A 20,621-nucleotide genomic window follows, 5' to 3' on the forward strand; every position below is an offset into this window, starting at 1 on the left:
TGAAGACTATGCGTAACATTCGCCTCACATTACTAAGCCTTAGCATCTTAATCGCCATAAGTTGTGGTGAAGAGAAGAAAACAAAATCTATCGAGCCTATAAGTGTAAAAACAATGACGATTGGTAAAAATCAAGAGCTTCAAAATACCCAAAATATTGGTTTTACAGGGAAAATTATAGCGAATAAAAAAATCAATCTAAGCTTTCAAATAGGCGGAACTATTGAGTACCTAAAAGTTGATATGGGTGATTTTGTAAAAAAAGGAGAATTACTTGCCGAAGTAGATGCTACAGCTTACAGAGAACAATACCAGGCAAAAAAAGCTCAGGCAGAATTGGCAAAGGAGAATTACGAGCGTATTAATGAAGTATATTTAAAAGGAAGTATTGCTGAAATAAAAATGATTGAAGCTCGATCTAAATACCAACAAGCTAAAGCGGCTGCAAATGCGGTGTATCAAAATGTAAAACACAGTAAATTATATGCACCTACCAGTGGATATATTGGTGCTAAAATTATGGAAAGTGGCGATTTAGCGAGCCCGGGGCGCCCTGTGTATCAATTATTAGATATTGAAAAAGTGAAAGCGGTTATCCCAATTCCTGATGGTGAAGTAAATCAGCTAAAAACTGGAGACAGTGCCAAGGTAGAAATTGATGCTTTAGATAATAAATTAGTGGAAGGTGAAATTACAGAAATTTCCATTCAGTCTAATCAGCAAAACCCTGTTTATATTGCTCAAATAACAATTCCTAATCCAGATAAAAATATTAAACCCGGCATGTCTTGTGCGGCTTTTATAGATTTTAAAGAAAACCAATCTAACAGCACTTCACAAATTGTATTGCCGGTTCAGGTGGTTTCGGTAACAGAAATTAATGAATATTTTGTTTATGTGGCCGAAGACGGAAAAGCAAAACGAAAAGTAGTAACTCTAGGCAAGCTTTATAAAAATGGAATCGCCATTACTAAAGGTTTAAAAAAATCAGATCAAGTTATTACTTCAGGCTACCACAAGTTAACCGATAATACCCCAATAAAACTTAGTAAATAAGTTTAAAATTCGTTTAGATTATGAAAAAAGAAAATAGTTCTGTTATAAAATGGGCTATGCATAACAAATCGTTTCCCCTAGCGGTTGCTGCACTCTTGGTAATTATTGGGATTCTTGGTTTGTTTAAAATGCCTCGTAACGAATTTCCAGATTTTACCATTCGTCAAGGTTTACTTATCGGGTATTATCCGGGAGCAAATTCAGAAGAAGTAGAAGAAGAATTAACCACTAAAGTGGAAGAATACCTTTTCAGTTTTAATGAAGTAGATAAAACCAAAACCTACTCGTATTCCCAGGACGGAAAAATGTATATGTATGTTGAAGTAGCTAATCGCGTAGATGAAGATGCTACTGAACAATTCTGGAATAAACTGAAAAATGGATTACTCATTTTTCAGCAGCAAAAATTGCCCAAAGGCGTTCGCGGAATTATAGTGAATAGCGAGTTTGGTAACACGGCTGCTATGATTTTAGCGGTACAATCGCCTACCCGACCTTATAAAGATTTACAACGTCACGTAGAAGATATTGAAGATAATTTACGTCAGCTTGAAAATGTTGCTAAAATTAGTCACGATGGTGGTTTAACCGAACAAATTGCAGTATATGCCAATCAAAATAAATTGGCTACTTACGGTATAAGTCCGGGAATGCTCATGCAGAGCTTGCAAAATCAAGGTTCGATAAATCCGGGCGGTACTTTAGAAGAATCAGAATTCGATCGTCCTATTCATATCGACACCTTTATTAAAGACGAAATAGATATTGCCAACCAAATTGTACGTACGGGAGACAACGGAAGTGTTATCAGAATAAAAGATGTTGCAGAAGTAAAACGAGAATATGAAGATCCGGATGCTTTTACAACTTCCAATGGTACAAAAACCATGATTATTACTTTAGAAATGGCTAAAGGAAATAATATAGTTCAGTTCGGAAAAGAAATTGAAGAACGCTTAAATAATATCGAACAACAGCTGCCGGAAGATATTGAAATTCATAAAATAGCCGATCAACCCGATGTTGTTCATAGCGCTATTGGGCATTTTATGAAAGAGTTTGGTTTTGCCTTAGTCGGGGTAATCTTGGTGGCACTATTTTTACTGCCATTTCGAGTGGCTTCTGTAGCGGCTGCAACCATTCCAATCACTATTTCTGCAACTTTAGCGGTAATGTATATGTTGGGTATGGAATTAAATACCGTGACCTTAGCTGCATTAATTATTGTATTGGGTATTGTGGTAGACGACCCCATTGTGATTATTGATAATCACGTTGAAAAATTAGATGAAGGCGAATCGGTTTGGGAAGCGGCCTACCACAGCGCATTAGAATTATTTCCTTCTGTATTTACGGCAACCTTAGCGATAACCGCCACCTTTTTACCGCTTGTATTTTTCTTAAGTGGTACGGCAAAAGACTTTTTAAGTACGTTCCCTTTCACCATTATGATTGCGCTGTTTTTATCGCTAGCCATTTCGGTATTAATCGTGCCTTTTTTCAATACTATTTTTATAAAAAAAGGACTTCACGATAAAGATAAAGATGATAAAAAGAAGAAGAAATCAATGTTAGATCGCTTACAAGGTTTCTTTAATTCTAGTATCAAAAAAGCAGTAAAACATTATAAAATATCTTTGGGTGTTGGGATTGCTTCAGTAGTTTTAGGCTTCATTTTATTTGCAGGCTTAACGCAAGAATTGTTTCCGATTATCGAAAGAAATCAATTTGCGGTAGAAGTTTATCTAGCCAAAGGAAGCAATTTAGATGAAACAGCTAAAGTGGTTAAAAATTTTGAAACTAATGTTTTAAAAGACGACGAACGTGTACTGAATTATACCAGCTTTATCGGAGAAAGTTCGCCTAGATTCCATATGGTTTATGCGCCAAATCTGCCAGCTAAAAATTATGCACAAATTCTAATTACGACCGCTTCTGAAGATGCTACGGAAGAAGTTTTAAAAGATTATGATAAGCATTATGCCAATATGTTTCCTAATGCTTATTTACGAATGAAACAGCTAAATATGGTCAATAAACCGGCTCCCATCGAAGTTCGGCTTTTTGGAAACGATATTGCAGAATTACGAACCTACGGTGATAGCATTATTAACTTAGCGCGAGAAACTCCCGAAACGATTTGGTCTAGAACCAATTTTGGAGAGAAACAAACCACCATTAATATCGATATTAAAAAAGATGAAGCCGCACAAGTTGGTTTAAGCAAAGAGAATATTGCAAATACCGTTGCCATGTATATGGAAGGTTTAAATGCAACCAAAGTGTATGATGGTGATTATGCTATACAAGTAAAAATTAAAGCCGAAAATAACAACGCACAAACCGTTAATGATTTAAGAGAACTTTCTATACTTTCAGCTAAAACACAAAGTATGGTTCCGCTTCGTCAGGTAGCCAATGTGAACGCGGGCTGGGAAGAAGAACAAATTACTCACCGTAACGGGATGCGTTGTTTAACGGTACGCGTAGACATCACAAAAGGTGCGGTAGCGAATGTGGTGTTAGAAAAACTTCGCCCTAAAATTAACAATCTTAATATTCCCGATACCATTCGGGTAGATTATGGTGGTGAGTTTGAAATGCAGCAGGAAAATCTTGTTCCTATGGGAATTTCATTATCTATTAGTGTGCTGCTTATCTTCTTAATTCTTATCTGGCACTTTAAAGCTATAAAACACGCAACTTTAAGTTTTATTACCATGCCGCTAAGTATTTTAGGTGCAGCTTTAGGATTAATGCTATTGCAATATCCGTTTGGATTTACTTCATTCTTAGGTATTTTGGCTTTATGCGGAATTGTAGTTAGAAACGGAATTATTTTAATTGATTTTGCAGATGAACTTCGTGATCAAGAAAATTACAGCGTAAAAGATGCTGCTATTATGGCGGCACAACGAAGAATGCGACCTATCTTTTTAACCTCTTCTGCTGCTGCGGTTGGTGTAATCCCGATGATTCTTAGTAGATCTAGTTTATGGGGACCTTTAGGAACTGTAATTGCTTTTGGACTTATGATTTCAATGGTACTTACACTTTATGTACTGCCTGTTTTATACTGGCTGTTCTTTAGAAAAGAAGATGAAAATAAAACCTCAGAAGCTTAATATTCAAATTGAAAAGAAATGAAAACTAATTTTTCAAATTACATAAAAAAGCTTGGTATTTTTTTAATGCTAACTGTAGCAATTACAGCAAATGCACAAGAAAATTACATTACGCTAGAAAAGGCAAAAAAAGCAGCTTTACAGTACAGCCACGATATTAAAAATGGCAATTTACGTATTGAAAAAGCAGCTGCTCAAAAACAAGAAGCAATCGCCAATTATTTTCCTACGGTAGAAGCTTTAGGCGGAACGGTGTATGCGTTCGATAATTTTATAGATCCGATTGCATTATTAGGAATACCAGAAATCGATAATGTGTATTTAGCTTCTGCAACCGCTTCTGAAGTTGTTTTTGCCGGCGGAAAAGTGAAAAACGCGAATAAGTTAGCTGAAGTTCAGGTTAGAGCCAATCAAATTCGAGCGGAACAGTCTATCGATTCTGTGATTATTACTACAGAAAAAAAATACTGGCAACTGGTGCAGTTACAAGAACAACAAAAAGTAATTACTGCCGCTAAAATTTATTTAGCTGAATTATTAAAACAACAACAAGATTTATTAGATGCCGGATTAATTGCTAAAAATCAGTTACTAAAAGTAAAAGTAAATCGAAGTAAAATTTTATTGAAGGAGAGCAAATTATCGAATACCCGAAAATTAGCCTTACTAGATTTAGCTTTATATACAGGTTTAGGTTACGATACCACAATGGTGGCTATAGATAGTTTACATCAAGTGGTTCCGCCAGAAATGAAGTACGAGAATACCGTAAATGTTTCAGAAAATACTAATTATAAGTTATTAGATGAACAAATTCAGGCCTCAAAATTACAAACCAAAATGGCTGAAGCAAATAGACTTCCTCAAATTTCAGTAGGTGTAAATGCTAACAAATACGGAACTTTTAATGCTGATATAGATTCAGATATTCAAGCTTTAGCTTTTGGAGCGGTTCGTATTCCTATTTCAGCTTGGTGGGGAAAAGAAAAGCAACAAATAAAACAGCAGAAAATTCAAGAGAAAATTGCTGTAAATCAATTAAAAAAAGGACAAGATCAAATTAAAATCGGCATTATGAAAAGCTGGTACGATTTGATTGATGCTTACAAACAAATTGATTATGCTAAAGAAAATTTAGATTATGCTGAAGAGAATTTAGATATGCAACGTGATAATTATAATAGTGGATTAAATAATTTATCCGACTTATTAGATGCGCAACGTTTGCACCAGGAAGCAAAAACCGAATGGGTAAATGCTTTTGCAAATTATCAAATTAAAGAAACGGTTTACTTGTACCGAAATAACCAATTAGATGCTCCTTCTCCTGAAGAATTATCAGATGCGATAAAGGAATAAGGAGATACTTTAGAAAGTTAGGCTAATAAAAAATCGGGAACTTAAATGCATAATATTGCTTTTAAGTTCCCGATTTTATTTTCAGATAACAGTATCGTTGATACGCGCTATCAATTATTGAAAAATCAGTTTTTATAAAGTTCTAAATGTCTTTTAAAGCACTCAAAATCTGAAAATTTTACTACTTATTTTTTAGGAATAGGAAATCCGCGATCTCGCATTAGCGCATCGATATTCGCATTTCTACCTCTAAATTTTTTGTAAGCTTCCGCAGGATCCATAGCATTTCTAGGAGCGAATAAAAACTTCACCAGTTTGTGTGCGGTTTCTTTGTCATAGAAGCCATTTGGCGCTTCAGCAAAAGCTTCAGCAGCATCGGCAGTTAATACATCGGCCCATAAATATCCGTAATATCCAGCAGCATAACCTTCTCCAGAGAAAATATGCCCGAATTGAGTAGAGCGGTGACGCATAGGAATTTCTTCAGGCAACCCAAGCTCATCTAATTGTTCTTTTTCGAACTCTTGAACGTCTGTAATTTCTGAAGGATCCGTGGTATGATATTTCATATCCATTAAGGCAGAAGCTAAGAATTCTGTCGTTCCAAAGCCTTGATTAAATGTAGCCGCTTTTTTAACCTTTTTCACTAATTCTTCAGGCATTGGCTCGTTGGTTTCATAATGTCTCAAAAACTGATTAATTACTTCATCTGTAGATAACCAACGTTCTAATAATTGCGACTGAAATTCAGTATAATCTCTTACACCGCTATTCAATTTTGGATATTTTATATCTGCGGAAAGAAAGTGTAACGCATGTCCAAATTCATGGAAAAATGTTTCAGCATCATCCCAACTTACAAGGGTAGGTTCTCCTTTAGCTGGTTTTACAAAATTTGAATTATTAGAGGCCAAAACAGGTTTATTTCCCATTAATTCGTTAGTACTACGATATGTCGTAGCCCAAGCACCAGAGCGCTTACCGGGACGAGCGTAAGGATCTAAATACCACAATCCAATTACTTCTCCATTTGATTTATCGTTTACCTCGTAAACCGTGACATCTGGATGAAAAACAGATACATAACTGGTGTCTACCGGCGTGAAATCGAAATTAAATAGTTCTCCCGCTACATAAAAAATTGCTTTTTTAAGATTGTCGAGTTGCAGGTATTGTTTTACTTCTTCGCTATCAAGATCGTATTTTTCTTTTCTCACTTTTTCCATGTAATAACGATAATCCCATGGCTCTATAGTAATGTCTTTGCCTTCCTTTTTGGCAAATTCCTGCATATCTTTTACTTCCTCTTCTACACGACCTAAAGCAGCAGGCCAAACGGCTTCCATTAATTCCATCGCTTTTTTAGGTGTTTTTGCCATGCGATCCTGCAAACGCCATTGTGCATAATTATCATAACCTAAAAGGGCAATACGCTCGTCGCGAAGTTTAAGAATTTCCTTGATCACCTTGTTATTATCAAACTCATCGCCATTATTCCCGCGGGAGTAGTAGGTGCGCCAAACTTTCTCTCTAAGTTTCCGATTGTCTGAATAGATTAAGAAAGGATCCATCGACGATCGGGTATTGGTTACTGCATATTCGCCTTTATGATCTCTTTCTTTGGCAGCGCTGGCGGCAGATTTTACATAACTTTCTGGCAATCCGCTAAGCTGAGTGCTGTCTAGATAAGTAACATAACCTTCCTCGTCGGCTAAGACGTTATTAGAGAATTGAGTGTATAATTCAGATAACTCTTTGTTGATTTCAGCATAACGCTTTTTATCTTCTTCGGAAAGATTGGCGCCTTCCATTTCAAACTCCTTGTAAATAAGGTCGATGGTTCGTTGCTCAGCTGAATCTAATTTCGTTTCCTGAGATTGGTCATAAACCGATTTAATTCTTTTAAAAAGCGCTTCATTTTGTGAAATCTTAGAACTGTATTCAGAGATTTTTGGAGATAACTCGGTCTGGATTTCTCTAAATTCAGGCGAAGACAAATTACTACTGAAGATTCCGTAGTAAGTAAACGCGCGATCTAGCGCTTCTCCAGATTTTTCAAACGGAATAATCGTATTTTCAAAAGTTGGTGCTTCAGGATTATTAGCAATACTGTCAATTTCTTCAAGATGCTGTTGCATCCCTTCTAAAATTGCAGGTTTCAGCATTTCGACTTTCATTTTATTAAATGCCGGTACACCTTGATAAGGGCCAGTCCATTCAGCAAGAATGGTATTATTTTTCATAGAATCTTCGTTCATTTTGGAATCATTTTTACAAGCAGCAAACAATACGATAGCTGCTATTCCTAAGCTATTTCTAATTTTTCTTTTCATAAATTTATGTGAGCGATTTTGGATTCTGAAATATACAAAGACTCTTAGTTCTAGTGAACCCTAACCTCAAGAAACATCTACTTAATTTTTGAATGATAAGCAGAGGATCTTTTCAATTTGTTGAAGAATTTAGTGTCGAATTCAGATTGTAAAACTAAGGCCGGAAGTGTATTTTTTAGAAGTGCTAAAAAGAGAAAAAGAATCTATAATCTTGAATATAGCACATAATATTGGTCATTATTTGATGGCTTTTTAAAAACACTTATTCATGATGGTGATGCTCATGTTCATTTTCTTTTTGCAGTAGATCACAACTTTCAGTATCCATTTCAGTCTCTATGGTATAATGATCAAAATGATAGTCTTTAAGGATGTGTTTCACTTGTTTTTTTAGATGAAGCAAATCTGTAAAACTATTGATATTTTTTAATTTGAGGTGAGCTGTAAAAACATGACTTTCTCCTTCTAGCGACCAAATATGCATATGATGCAAAGATTCAATATTCTGAACTTTTAAAATATCATCTTCGATCCTTTGAGGGTCAATATCATCGGGTACACCTTGTAGAAAAATAAATAAGGTTTCTTTTAAGCGTAATATTACGTTATAAAGAATATATAGCGTAATTAGAATTGAGAGTGCGGGATCTAAATATTCGTTATCGGTAAAGTTAAGAACTATGGCAACGATTAGCACTGCTACCCAACCTAAAACATCTTCCACAAGATGCCAGGATACCGTTTTTTCATTTAAACTATTACCGCCACTTAATTTCCACGCAGCATAACCGTTCACTAAAACGCCAATAATTGCAAAGACGATCATTCCTTGCGCATCTGAAGGCTGAGGATCGAACAAACGGCCAACCGCTTCAGAAATTACATAAATAGAACCTGCAATTAGAACGATACTATTAATTAATGCTCCTAATAACGAAAATCGCTTGTAACCAAAACTGTATTTATTATCGGCTTGCTTTTTAGATTTTTTATCAAGATACCATGCTGTGCCTAAAGACAAACTATCACCAAGATCATGAACCGCATCTGAAATTATGGCGATACTATTTACATAAAATCCTCCAAAAAATTCTAAAACTGTAAATCCTAAGTTTAGGAAAAAAGCAATCTTAAGATTTTTACCTGATTGGTTGTGGTGATGATGGTGGTGGTGTGACATATGATAAAACTACACTAGGATTTTTGCAATCCTAGTGCAATTTAAATTATAGTTTCTTAATTATCGCAATAACATCTTCTTCGCCTAGTTCTGCTTCAGCATCACTAAATGTTTTATAGGCCGCATTGCCTAAAGGTTTATTAAATCCACTTTGTTGAGCAAGTCTAAGATCTTTAGTGAGATGGGCAAGAGTAAAGGCTGCTTCGAAATTTTCTTTCATAGCAGATTCTCCTTTCATCTTACCAAAAGTACTTCCCAATGCACTATTATTAATGATATCCATTAAATCTGCAGTCTCAACATTTTTAGTTTTTGAAAACTGGATAATCTCGGCTAGACCCTGGGTTACAATTCCCAGATAGGTGTTTACAGCTAATTTTGCTGAATTTCCGACACCATTTTCACCTACGTAAATTGCTTTTTTAGAATAAGATTTTAATAAGGATGCTGTTTTTTCGAATATCTCCTTCGAACCACCAACGATACTTACAAGCGTCATTTCTTCTGCCTGTTTTACACTTCCTGAAACGGGAGCATCCAGATAAAACCCTCCTTTTACTTCGATTTGTTTCGAAATTTCTACACTTACTTCAGGAGCAATAGTGCTTGCGTTAATAAAGATCTTATTAGCGATTTCCGAAGAAAGAATTCCATCTGCCTGATTAAAAACGTCTTTTACAGCATCATTATCAGAAACCATAATAAAAATCACTTCAGTTTCGTCTACCAACTCTTTGATGCTTTCTGCAGAGGTAGCGCCTTCAGTTTCTAATTTTTTATTTTTTTCTGAAGATCTATTATAAACACGAACCGGATAGCCGGCTTTAAGAACCTGCTTGGCCATGGGAACTCCCATTTTGCCTAAGCCAATCCAACCTATTTTAAATTTTTTTGTATCCATAATTAATAATTTCTACGTTCCATATCAATATTATATACAAATGCGCGATATTTTAAAAGCGCTACGAAGACTCCGCCTCCTATACAGTTTCCTATTAAAGCAAAAGATTGAAATTTAAGGTAATCAAGAAATACAATTTTAGAAGACACTAACATCCCTGCAAAAACCTCTACACTTCCAATAATGCTGTGATGCAAGCCCGTAAAAGACATTGTTGCAGTTACGATGAAAATTAAAATAATACGGCTCATACCATCACGCGAGGAAGTGATTAACCAGGAAAGTAGTCCCATTAACCAACCCGCCAATATTGCACTAATAAAAATTACAATTCCGTTATAATCTGTAACATGTTCTGCAATCTTCTCGATGGCAGAATGCTCAAAAATTTCGAGTTTAGGACCTATCCAAACCATGATAATGGCCATAATATAGCCTCCTAAAAGATTCCCAGAGATCACTATACCCCAAATTTTAAATAGACTTCTAACACTTCTTTTGTTGTTTAAAACAGGTAGAGTTAATAGCGAAGTTTGCTCGGTGAATAAAATAGACTGTCCTAAAATCACCAATATGAATCCTACCGGATAAACCAGCGCCATAAGCTTGTAGACGGTACTTTCTGATACACTTTCGATAAAAAAAGAATATAAACTACATAATAACAGATAACTAAAACCAATTTCTAAACCGGCAGTTATTGAGCTTAGCAGAATACTACGAGGATTACGATTGTATGTTTCCTGGCCTTCAATGATTTGTTGCTTTAAAATCTCACCATGGGATTTTGTGCTGTCACCCGAGACCGATGTAGAATCCTTTAGCTCCTTATCAATGTTCTCCTGTATCTTTTCCTGCTCTTTATTTTTCTCTTGCTCTTCTTTTTCTTTTATCTTTTCTTCTTGGGAGTCTTCTTTTTTCATATTTTTCATTTAGCATAGAGACATCTGCCATATTTAAAAAATGCCTAGCAGCTGTATAGTTTGCGAAATTAAGTATTTGCCGTGTTAGTTTCTTGGGAATGCGCTTTCTTAAAGAATTATTTAACACAGATAGCACAATTTCTAGCTTGTTTTCTCTTGAATAGGTTTTTTTATTAGGCAAACTGACCTTGAATTATATTGAAAGCTCAATTTTAGATTAATTTTTGTAAGAAAATTCTTAATTTTTTTTCATCACGTAGTTATCATTTTAGAATACTTATTGAAGTTTTATTTTTTCTGAATCCAACCTTATTGTAATTGATTTACAAAAGTTAAATATTTTGTGAAATTATCTGATTTACTGAGAGATAATAAATTAAAAAATCGGTTGGTTATTTAAAATAATGGTCTGGAAATTTAAATATCAAAAAGGAATAGCTCCTATTATGATCTATAAAAATGTTATTTTTTTATAGATTTTAGCTTTTCTATCTCCAAAAACGAATATTATTGTAAATTAGAAGAGGATGTAACTCCTATTTATCCGGTGAAGTGTAAAATACTTAATACAGTATAATCTTATATGTCATTAAATTTTAAAAATCTACAGTCTAATTTTGAAAAATTAGTTGCACAAAATCCAAACCTGTTAAGTTGGTTTGGAGAGCACATTTTCGAATGCATTTGGTTTGTAGATGGCTCAGATAATACTATCTGGGGAAATTCTGAAATGGTGCCAAGCAATAAAAAGGTGCTCGATTTCGATAATATTTGCCGATTAAAAAGTAAGGATACAGATTTTTGCCAGTTTACAGAACGCTTTATTACATCCGATAAAAAAGAGGATCACATCGATTTCTATAGTTCAAAAACTGAAACCAAAAAATGGCGATTTCATTTTAAAAAATTGCGGTGTAGCTTAGATAATGATGAATCTGATTATGTTTTTATTTTACAACAATATATTCCCTTTAAAGAAGAGTATTTAAGTCTTCACGACGAAAATAGCTACCTAAAGAAGTTAAAAGAGGTTTACGATAAAACTAATGAAATCGCTAGAGTAGGAGGATGGATGGTCGATCTTATAAACGAAAATGTTTTTTGGACTAAGGTCACACATGATATTCACGAAGTGAAAGATGGATATGTCCCCACTTTGGAAGGCGGTATAGGTTTTTATAAAGAAGGTGAAAATAGAGAACGGATTAACCGAGTATTTGGCAAAGCTATAGAAGAAGGAGGTTCTTTTATCGATGATTTTCAGATTATAACAGCCAAAGGGAATGAGATTTGGGTGAAAGTTTTTGGCAGCGCTGAAAAGGAAGCAGGAAAAACTGTTAGAGTATATGGTGTATTTCAGGATATTACAAAGCAGAAAAATCAAGATGCTGAATTGCTTCTATCCCAATCAAGATTCAAGAATATTTTTGATGCCTCTCCTTTAGGTATAATATTGGTTAAACCAGAAAATAATGAAGTTACTCATGTAAATTCTGCTGCTTTAAATATTTTTGGTTTACAGGATTTGCCATTAGAAGAAGTTTATAAAAGATCACTAGCGGACGTTATCTATGAAGATGATTATGATTCAGCTTTCACCCAAAGGAAGAAATTGCTTTTAGGGGAGTTCGATAATTATAAAAATGAGTGCAGGTTTTACAGGAAAGACGGTAGCCTATTTTGGGCACAAATCCATACTTCTATTTTAAGAGCAGATGATGGTTCCCCCAGATTAATAATTACTCAGGTTGAAGATATAAATGCCAGGAAAGAACTTGAAGCCAAATCCTATAAAAATGCTTCACAGTTTAAAAGTGCTTTCGATTATTCTCCAAACGGAATGGCTTTGGTCGATCTAGATGGCCAATGGATCAATGTGAATCGTAATCTTAGTAAGATGATTGGTTATTCCAAAGACGAATTAATGCAAATGTCTTTTATGGATGTTACCTATCCAGAAGATTTAAACAAAGATATTGGCCTACTGGAAAAGCTACTAAAATCAGAGATCCAGACTTACAATATAGAAAAAAGATATATCCATAAAGACGGAAGTTTAATTTGGGGGTTACTAACAGTCTCTTTACAGAAAGACGAGTATGGTAAGCCATTATACTTTATATCTCAGATAAATGATATCACAGCTAAAAAACAAGCTCAGGATAACATTAATATGGCGTTTAGGGATATGCAAAATTTAATGGATGCCACCACTCAAGTATCCATAATTGAAACGGATACCAATGGCTTAATAAAAAAATTTAATCGAGGAGCTGAAAACTTTTTTGACTATAGCGCAGAGGATATTATTAACAAAGAAAAGATTTTTATTCTACACGATCCAAACGAAGTTGAAGAGCGAGGAATAGAACTAACTGAAAAATATAATAGAGAAATAAAGGGATTTGATATATTTATTACGGGTCCTAAGATAAAAGATTACGAGTCGCTCGAGTGGACTTATATTAGAAAAAACGGAGAACGTTTCCCAGTACAGCTTGTTATAACCGCCATAAAAAACTCTGAAGGTGAAATTAGTGGTTATGTTGGGGTCGCTACAGATATCTCTAAGCTTAAAAATATTCAGGAAGAATTGAAACAAAGTGAACAGCGCTGGCAATTTGCTTTAGAAGGCTCTGGCGATGGTATTTGGGATTGGGAGATAGATAGCAATACGCAATTCTTATCAAAGCGTGCAAAAAATATGCTTGGTTTCGAGGAACACGAAGATCTTTCTGATGCAGAAAAGTGGGATACACGAATTCATCCTGATGATCGCGAAAAATCTGAAAAAGCATTGCGAGACTATTTTGATGGTGTGACATCTGTATATCATATAGAAAAAAGAGTAAGAGATAAAAGTGGCAAGTATAGATGGATATTAGATCGCGGTAAAATTATAGAATGGACCGAGGATAATTCTCCATTACGAATGATTGGTACGCAAAGCGATATCACCGATCGAAAAATAGCGGAACGCAGAATTAAAAGAAACGAAGCCCGATTTAGATCATTATACGAGCTCTCACCAGTTGGTATAGGTTTGATTGATCTGAAGACAGGAAAGTTTGTTGATGCTAATAATTCTTTATTAAAATCTTCAGGATATACTAAAAAAGAGTTTGTTGGATTGCCAGCTGAAAAGATAACACCAAAGGAATATGCAGATCTGGTTAAAGATAAGTTCGAAAAAATTGCATTAAATGGGAAGGTAGCGCCTTTTGAGAAAGACTTTATTAAAAAAGATGGTACAGTTTATCCTGCATTGGTAAACGGGGCTAAAATTAAAGATGCCGATGGAAGCGATATTATACTAACAACTATCCAGGATATTACGCAGCGAAAAGAAATGGAAAATACCTTGGTAGATGCCAAACTGAAAGCTGAAGCTGCTAGTAAATCTAAATCGGAGTTTCTAGCTAATATGAGTCATGAAATTAGAACACCTTTAAACGGCGTAATTGGTTTTACTGACTTGTTGATGAAAACTGAATTGAATGACAGCCAGAAACAGTACATGGAAACGGTATATAATTCAGCAAATACATTGTTGGATTTAATCAATGATATTCTTGATTTTTCTAAGATTGAAGCCGGGAAACTAGAACTGAATGTAGAGAAAGTAAATCTCATCGAATTATGCGGTCAAACGGTAGATGTAGTAAAACATAAAGCTCACGAAAAAGGTTTGGAAGTGCTGCTTAATATTAGTCCTGATGTTGATCGATTTATATTTGGAGATCCCGTTAGAATTCGACAAATTTTGATTAATCTTTTAGGTAATGCTGTAAAATTTACCAGCAATGGTGAGATCGAATTGAGAATCGAAGCAGATGAAAAAAATCAGGATAATAAGCGAACCTATAAGTTTTATGTTCGAGATACAGGGATAGGAATTGCACCGCAAAATCTTCAGAAAATTTTTAAAGCTTTTGATCAGGAGGATGCCAGTACAACCCGTAAATACGGAGGTACGGGATTAGGTTTAACCATCTCTAATAAATTATTAGGTTTAATGGATAGCCGACTTAACCTAGATAGTGAATTAGGCGTAGGAAGTACGTTCTCTTTTAAAGTAGATTTTGAATCTGAAGCAGGAGGATCGCTTTTGAAAACTAATCTCGACAAAATTAAAAATGTTTTGGTTGTAGATGACAATACTAACAACCAGTTGATACTTCAGGAGATGTTAGCGATTGAAGCTATAGACTGTAAAGTTGTTTCTAATGCGATAGAAGCACTTACTGTACTGGAGAAAGAAAATAACTATCAATTGGCTATTATCGATTATAATATGCCTTACATGACGGGGATAGAGCTAATCACGCATGTAAGAAATGAACTTAAAATAAATTCAGAATGCTTACCAATAATATTATTGCATAGCTCTGCAGAAGAGGAAAAACTTAGCAAACGTTGTAAAGAACTAGATGTCCAGTTTAATAGTACTAAACCTATTAAAATTGGTCAATTATACAATATGCTAAATCAGATTGAAGCTCCGATTAAGGATACTGTAGAAAATCAGAAAGAGCTTGAAGGAGAAAAGAATTTTGAAGATAAATTCAGAATTTTAATTGCAGAGGATAATCCCGTGAACACATTTCTCGCAAAAACGATCTTAAAAAAAGCAATACCTAATGCTGAGATATTTGAAGTTGAAAATGGTCTCGATGCGGTTTCATTTTATAAGGTAAATCAAATAGATATCATTTTTATGGATATCCAAATGCCGATGATGAGCGGCTTCGAAGCTTCACAAGAGATTAGAAAAATAGAGGAAGAAAGAAATAATGCTAGTCATATCCCAATTATTGCGCTAACCGCACGAACGATTAAAGGAGAAAGAGAAAGATGTCTTGATTCTGGAATGGACGATTATATCACAAAACCAGTAGTTTTTGAAACTATAAAAGCGGTTATAGGTAAATTTTTACTTAGCAAAAACGAAAAGTCTGGCAAAGAAGATGATATCCAGTCTTTTGATAAAGATAAACTTCTCGATAAGTTTGATAATGATCAAAATACCTACGATCAATTAATGGAGATCGTAAAGCAGGGATTAAAGGAATTCCCTGCGCAGTTAAGACGGCAAATAATTAATCGCGATTTAGAGGCGATTAACAAGCTAGGCCATAAGCTAAAGGGTTCCTGCCAAAATTGTTGTTTTTATAAATTAGAGTATCTTTCTACTAGTTTAGAAGAGCTATCTCAATTTAAAGAATCTATTATTTTAAAGTTAGAAGAAAAAATAGAAGCAGAGATTAACAAGCTAAACAATCTAATTTAATTACTTAATTAAGATTTAAAAATTGTTCTTCGCAAGAACAGTTATAGGATATTGAAAAATGAATAAAGGTTTACAAAGTTCAAAATTGATTTTAATTGTACATAAGAATTATGATAGTATTGAATCAATTTATCTTCGTCTAACAAAAGAAGGTTACGATTGCATATATGCTTCGACAGGTTTTGAAGCGATCAAGAAAATAGAGAGTAAAGAAGTATTGGCAGTATTAGTAGAAGAAAATAGTATTCCATTAAATGCCTACCAAACCATTAACTATATCAATTCTGAATTGAATAAAAGCCCATATTGTGTCGTCTTGCAAGATTCAGCTAACCCTCACAAATTGGATTCTCAGGCCAATATAGCGATAGATCGCTACTTTGTATTGGGAGAAGAAATTGAGGTACTGTTAAAGGATATTGGTATAGGTAAGCAATTAAATATTGATAGCTGTTGCTATTCTATAGGTTATCTAAAAGAGGTGTCAGGTAATAATCCGCAATTTATAGAAGAATCTTTGCAACTTTTCTTAAATTCTGTTGTGAATGATATTGAAGCATTGTATATTCAATCGAAAATAAATGCTTTTGAAGAAATTCGTCAAATCGCACATAAAATAAAACCATCTTTTTCAATGGTTGAAAATCATAAAGGTGTAGAGCTTTGTGATCAAATAACTTATGAGGCGGAAGATGATGATTTGGAGAAAGTGATTGAGCAATTACATGCTGAATTTTTGAAGATTCAGAAGTCTATTAAAAAGGATTACCCCAACCTAAACCCACATGGATGAAGAAGATTTTAGTTATTGAAGACAACTTAATGGTCATTAAATCTCTTCAATTTAAGCTTACCAAAGATGGGTATGATGTGATCATCGCACCCGACGGAAGAGAAGCTATGAAACTTTTAAAAGATGATACATACGATCTTATTTTAACAGATCTTAATCTTCCATTTGTCACAGGAAACGAGCTTATTGCTTATGTGAAAGAAAATTTGCCAGCGGTACCTATAATTGTATTATCAACATCAACTCAGGAAAATATTATTATGGACGCGTTTAATATGGGCGTGGAAGATTTTATAACAAAACCATTTAGCCCAAACGAACTATCTTTAAGAGTAAAACGTCTTCTTTCCTAATATTATGTAGGTAGTTGCAAGGTAATTGCTTTGTGATCTTTTCATTTATGGCAGTTATTCAATTTATAGATCTTCAATGGATTTTTCGGTATTTTCCCGATGGTCTTCCCTTTGTGATAAAGGTCAATATTTTGATGACTTTCATTTTTCTGATTTTCACCATCATCTTTGTAGGTTTCATTTTACTCCTTCGTTTATATAAAAACTTTAGAGTAAGTAAGAAAAAAGCGCAACAATTATTGCTTCAGGATATTCTCAACTCTTATTTATTCGATGAAGAATTTAATCATAGAATAGAGTTAGATCATTTCGAGCAAAAGTATTTAAGTTCTTCCTTAGAGATTAAGGTGGCTATTAAAGAAATTCTTCTTTTTCACAGCAATATTAAAGGAGAATCTGCGGAACAGCTTCGCGAACTCTTTATCAAATGGAAGCTGGACAAGTTTTGTATAAAGCAGCTATCTCGCGGGGCTTGGTATACCAAATCCAGAGCGATTTATAGTCTTTCAGAAATGCTTATTGATATCGAGCTCCAAACCATAAAACCCTTGCTAAATCATAAAAAAGATGAGGTTAGACAGCAAGCACAATTATATTTTATTAAGCTTGCAGAAAAAGAACCGCTATTATTTATGGATCATCTTAAAAAACCTCTGACGATTTGGGAAGAAATTTACATTGAAGATGCTTTAAGAAACGAATATCATGGAGAGATCCCCGATTTTTCTAAATGGTTAAATTCAGGTCTCGACAGTGTTGTAGAATTTGCAATTAGAATGATTGCAAAATTTAATCAATTTGAAAATATTCCCGCACTTTTGCCATTATTAGATCATGATGCTGAAAGTGTTAGAAAAGAAGCCATCAGATGTTTTTATACTTTAGAATACATAGAAGTAGTTGATCTGTTGCTCGAAAAGTTTAAAGATGAAAGCCATTCTGTAAAAAAGACTATCTTAGAAGCGATAAAACGATTGGGAAATTACGATAATTTACTTCAGGTAGCAGATAAAATTGGGGATTCTGAATGGGAACTCAAAATAATATATTACAATCTATTAGAATATTTTAAACCTGAAGAAAAAAAGAATATTTACAATCTATACGAAGAAGAAAAAGCAAGATTGCTCTAAATGAATATTACTTTCGATGACATTGCAGACATCGCCAGCTGGCTTTTTTTGGTCTACGGTATTCTTATAAGTCTGGGTTATCTTTTTTCAGCGGTATTTTCTATTTTCGAAATTAGAGATTATAAACGTTCTAATAATTATGAAGATGAAATTGCATTGCTTCAGGCTTCAGAATTACCTTCGGTATCCATTTTAGCACCTGCTTATAATGAAGGGCTCAATATAGTAGAAAACGTAAGATCGCTTTTAACAATTAACTATCCCAGCTTCGAAATTGTTATAATAAATGATGGAAGCAAAGATGATACTCTCCAACGTTTAAAAGATGAATACGACCTTGAAAAACAGGACTACTTTTTCCATTATTACATAAAAAGTAAAACTATAAGAGGTGTATATAAATCTAAAAATACAGCGTTCAAAAATTTATTGGTCATCGATAAAGAGAATGGGGGGAAAGCAGACGCTTTAAATACTGGTATCAATGTTTGTTCTTACGATATGATATGTTGTATCGATGTAGACTGCATTTTGGAACATGATGCGATGCTGAAACTTGTAAAACCTTTTTTAAATAATAGTAAAAAGGTGATCGCGTCGGGAGGAGTAATTAGAGTTGCTAATGATTGTGTGATTGAAGACGGTAGGATTATCGATGTTCGCTTACCCAATAAATTTGTAGCCAGAGTGCAGGTTATAGAATATTTTAGAGCATTTTTAATGGGACGTATGGCATGGTCTCGGGTGGATGGTTTGTTACTTATTTCTGGTGCTTTTGGGATGTTCGATAAACAACTAGCGATAGAAGCTGGTGGTTATAATCATAATACGGTAGGCGAAGACATGGAGCTTCTGGTTCGTATGCGACGAATGATGCGAGAAAAGAAAATACCTTATAAAGTGGGTTTTGTTCCAGATCCTCTATGCTGGACAGAGGTTCCGCAAAGTTGGGAAATATTAAAACGCCAGCGTAATCGTTGGACGCGTGGTACCGCTGAAACACTAATGATTCATAAAAAGATGATTTTTAATCCTAAATATGGCGTTCTGGGATTACTTTCTACGCCATTTTGGTTATTTTTTGAATGGATGGCTCCATTAATAGAATTTTCAGGAACGATCTTTTTTTTACTGCTATTGTGGTTCGGATTAATTAGCTGGAACTTTTTCTTAACCTTTCTTGGTGTCGTTTATGCTTTTGCAGTTTTATTCTCGGTAACTGCTTTGTTTTTTGAAGAATATAGTTTTCAGCAATACAAAAAGCCGAAATACATTTTTCAATTAATTGGTACTGCTTTTCTAGAACCTTTAATTTATCATCCTTTTGTAATGTGGGCCGCCGTTCGCGGAAATTGGGATTTGATTATTGGCAAAAAAAGTTGGGGCGAAATGACTAGAGCCGGACTTTCCAACGCCGGTAAAAAGAAAGATTAAAATCCGCTAATCATATCTTCAAAACCTTTTTTATCTTCAATTTTGGTTTTTTTCCCTTTAGTAGCAATATAATTCTCTTTCTTCAGTTCAGCTACCAATCGAATACAACTTTCTGTTGCGGTACCCACAACATTTGCAAGATCTTCTCTGGTAAGATTTACCGCTAAAAAGCCTTCATCATCAGTTCCAAAATTAGCTTCAAGATATAATAAAGCTTCAGCTATTCGCTGTTTTACATTGTGCTGAGACATATTCACAATAAAATTATCTGATTCCCTAAGGTCTGATGCCATCACTTTTAATAAGTTTCTGGTGAACTCAGGATTCTCATTTATCTTATCGATAATTAATTGTTTTGGGATATAACACATCGAAGTATCATTCAACGCAGTAGCACTAAGATTAGTTTGTTCATCTGAAACTACCGAGCGTTGCCCCAAAATTTCTCCTTTTTTAGCGATTTTAACAATTTGATGTTTGCCATTTTCACTAAGCTTAGATAATTTAGAAGCGCCATCTCTAACACAAAAAACACCGCTTAACTTTTCTCCTTCATTAAAAATCTGATCTCCTTTTTTAAATTCTCGAGAAACTTTATTGTCAGAGATCGTTTTTAATTCTTCTTTACTGAACGCTTTTAATGCATTAAACTGTCTAACAATACAATTTTCACATCTAGTTTTTTCAGGGGTTTTCATAAGAAAGCGATCAGTTTTTGGTTGAAATAATTTTATTACTGCAA

General features: G+C 34.3%; 14 protein-coding genes. 8 read left to right on the forward strand and 6 right to left on the reverse strand.

Features of this window, described 5'->3' with window-relative positions:
- Window positions 1–8: 8 nt before the first annotated feature.
- Genes QWY91_RS02180 through QWY91_RS02190 form a run of 3 tightly spaced genes read left to right on the forward strand, consistent with a single transcriptional unit; the run spans window position 9 to window position 5,539 of the window.
- Window positions 9–1,055, forward strand: coding sequence for an efflux RND transporter periplasmic adaptor subunit (locus tag QWY91_RS02180; protein WP_290231269.1), 1,047 nt, complete (start codon window positions 9–11; stop codon window positions 1,053–1,055).
- Between the two features lie 20 nt (window positions 1,056–1,075).
- Window positions 1,076–4,180 (forward strand): efflux RND transporter permease subunit, encoded by a 3,105-nt coding sequence (locus QWY91_RS02185; protein ID WP_290231270.1) that lies wholly within the window; start codon window positions 1,076–1,078, stop codon window positions 4,178–4,180.
- Between the two features lie 18 nt (window positions 4,181–4,198).
- Complete coding sequence (locus QWY91_RS02190) at window positions 4,199–5,539, forward strand: TolC family protein (protein ID WP_290231272.1); 1,341 nt, start codon at window positions 4,199–4,201, stop codon at window positions 5,537–5,539.
- Window positions 5,540–5,724: 185 nt separating this feature from the next.
- On the opposite strand, the gene QWY91_RS02195 is transcribed toward QWY91_RS02190, so the two are convergent.
- From QWY91_RS02195 to QWY91_RS02215, 5 genes are all read right to left on the reverse strand, one after another.
- Window positions 5,725–7,872 (reverse strand): M3 family metallopeptidase, encoded by a 2,148-nt coding sequence (locus tag QWY91_RS02195; protein WP_290231274.1) that lies wholly within the window; start codon window positions 7,870–7,872, stop codon window positions 5,725–5,727.
- A 262-nt stretch (window positions 7,873–8,134) separates the two neighbouring features.
- The gene (locus QWY91_RS02200) at window positions 8,135–9,052 is read right to left on the reverse strand and encodes a cation diffusion facilitator family transporter (RefSeq protein WP_290231277.1); all 918 of its coding nucleotides are present in this window, start codon (window positions 9,050–9,052) and stop codon (window positions 8,135–8,137) included.
- A 46-nt stretch (window positions 9,053–9,098) separates the two neighbouring features.
- Window positions 9,099–9,953, reverse strand: coding sequence for an NAD(P)-dependent oxidoreductase (locus tag QWY91_RS02205; RefSeq protein WP_290231279.1), 855 nt, complete (start codon window positions 9,951–9,953; stop codon window positions 9,099–9,101).
- A 2-nt stretch (window positions 9,954–9,955) separates the two neighbouring features.
- Window positions 9,956–10,876: a formate/nitrite transporter family protein gene (locus QWY91_RS02210; protein WP_290231281.1), complete on the reverse strand. Its 921-nt coding sequence runs from the start codon at window positions 10,874–10,876 to the stop codon at window positions 9,956–9,958.
- A complete protein-coding gene (locus QWY91_RS02215; protein WP_290231283.1) occupies window positions 10,815–11,057 on the reverse strand; it encodes a hypothetical protein in 243 nt (80 codons plus the stop codon). Before QWY91_RS02215 ends, QWY91_RS02210 begins: the two co-directional genes overlap by 62 nt.
- Before the next feature lie 402 nt (window positions 11,058–11,459).
- Between QWY91_RS02215 and QWY91_RS02220 the strand changes: the two genes are divergently transcribed.
- From QWY91_RS02220 to QWY91_RS02240, 5 genes are read left to right on the forward strand one after another with little or no spacing between them, the layout of a single operon-like run.
- Window positions 11,460–16,166 carry a PAS domain S-box protein gene (locus QWY91_RS02220; RefSeq protein WP_290231284.1) on the forward strand — a complete coding sequence of 1,569 codons (4,707 nt, stop codon included), beginning with the start codon at window positions 11,460–11,462 and terminating at the stop codon, window positions 16,164–16,166.
- A 58-nt stretch (window positions 16,167–16,224) separates the two neighbouring features.
- Complete coding sequence (locus tag QWY91_RS02225) at window positions 16,225–16,959, forward strand: Hpt domain-containing protein (RefSeq protein WP_290231286.1); 735 nt, start codon at window positions 16,225–16,227, stop codon at window positions 16,957–16,959.
- Window positions 16,956–17,312, forward strand: a complete 357-nt coding sequence (locus tag QWY91_RS02230) for a response regulator transcription factor (protein ID WP_290231288.1) — start codon at window positions 16,956–16,958, stop codon at window positions 17,310–17,312. The genes QWY91_RS02225 and QWY91_RS02230 overlap by 4 nt, the downstream gene beginning before the upstream one ends.
- Window positions 17,313–17,359: 47 nt before the next feature.
- Window positions 17,360–18,445, forward strand: coding sequence for a HEAT repeat domain-containing protein (locus QWY91_RS02235; RefSeq protein ID WP_290231290.1), 1,086 nt, complete (start codon window positions 17,360–17,362; stop codon window positions 18,443–18,445).
- Complete coding sequence (locus tag QWY91_RS02240) at window positions 18,446–19,879, forward strand: glycosyltransferase family 2 protein (protein ID WP_290231292.1); 1,434 nt, start codon at window positions 18,446–18,448, stop codon at window positions 19,877–19,879.
- On the opposite strand, the gene QWY91_RS02245 is transcribed toward QWY91_RS02240, so the two are convergent.
- Window positions 19,876–20,577, reverse strand: a complete 702-nt coding sequence (locus QWY91_RS02245) for a Crp/Fnr family transcriptional regulator (protein ID WP_290231294.1) — start codon at window positions 20,575–20,577, stop codon at window positions 19,876–19,878. The genes QWY91_RS02240 and QWY91_RS02245 overlap by 4 nt on opposite strands.
- Between the last annotated feature and the right edge of the window lie 44 nt (window positions 20,578–20,621).

This window comes from Zunongwangia endophytica, from assembly GCF_030409505.1.
In the GTDB taxonomy this organism is placed as follows: domain Bacteria; phylum Bacteroidota; class Bacteroidia; order Flavobacteriales; family Flavobacteriaceae; genus Zunongwangia; species Zunongwangia endophytica.

Excerpts from the sequence above, each read along its gene's own strand:
- QWY91_RS02205 (WP_290231279.1), bottom strand. The coding sequence starts at position 9,953 with ATGGATACAAAAAAATTTAAAATAGGTTGGATTGGCTTAGGCAAAATG.
- QWY91_RS02245 (WP_290231294.1), bottom strand. The coding sequence starts at position 20,577 with ATGAAAACCCCTGAAAAAACTAGATGTGAAAATTGTATTGTTAGACAG.
- QWY91_RS02180 (WP_290231269.1), top strand. The coding sequence starts at position 9 with ATGCGTAACATTCGCCTCACATTACTAAGCCTTAGCATCTTAATCGCC.
- QWY91_RS02195 (WP_290231274.1), bottom strand. The coding sequence starts at position 7,872 with ATGAAAAGAAAAATTAGAAATAGCTTAGGAATAGCAGCTATCGTATTG.
- QWY91_RS02200 (WP_290231277.1), bottom strand. The coding sequence starts at position 9,052 with ATGTCACACCACCACCATCATCACCACAACCAATCAGGTAAAAATCTT.
- QWY91_RS02185 (WP_290231270.1), top strand. The coding sequence starts at position 1,076 with ATGAAAAAAGAAAATAGTTCTGTTATAAAATGGGCTATGCATAACAAA.
- QWY91_RS02235 (WP_290231290.1), top strand. The coding sequence starts at position 17,360 with ATGGCAGTTATTCAATTTATAGATCTTCAATGGATTTTTCGGTATTTT.
- QWY91_RS02230 (WP_290231288.1), top strand. The coding sequence starts at position 16,956 with ATGAAGAAGATTTTAGTTATTGAAGACAACTTAATGGTCATTAAATCT.
- QWY91_RS02225 (WP_290231286.1), top strand. The coding sequence starts at position 16,225 with ATGAATAAAGGTTTACAAAGTTCAAAATTGATTTTAATTGTACATAAG.
- QWY91_RS02240 (WP_290231292.1), top strand. The coding sequence starts at position 18,446 with ATGAATATTACTTTCGATGACATTGCAGACATCGCCAGCTGGCTTTTT.
- QWY91_RS02220 (WP_290231284.1), top strand. The coding sequence starts at position 11,460 with ATGTCATTAAATTTTAAAAATCTACAGTCTAATTTTGAAAAATTAGTT.
- QWY91_RS02190 (WP_290231272.1), top strand. The coding sequence starts at position 4,199 with ATGAAAACTAATTTTTCAAATTACATAAAAAAGCTTGGTATTTTTTTA.
- QWY91_RS02210 (WP_290231281.1), bottom strand. The coding sequence starts at position 10,876 with ATGAAAAAAGAAGACTCCCAAGAAGAAAAGATAAAAGAAAAAGAAGAG.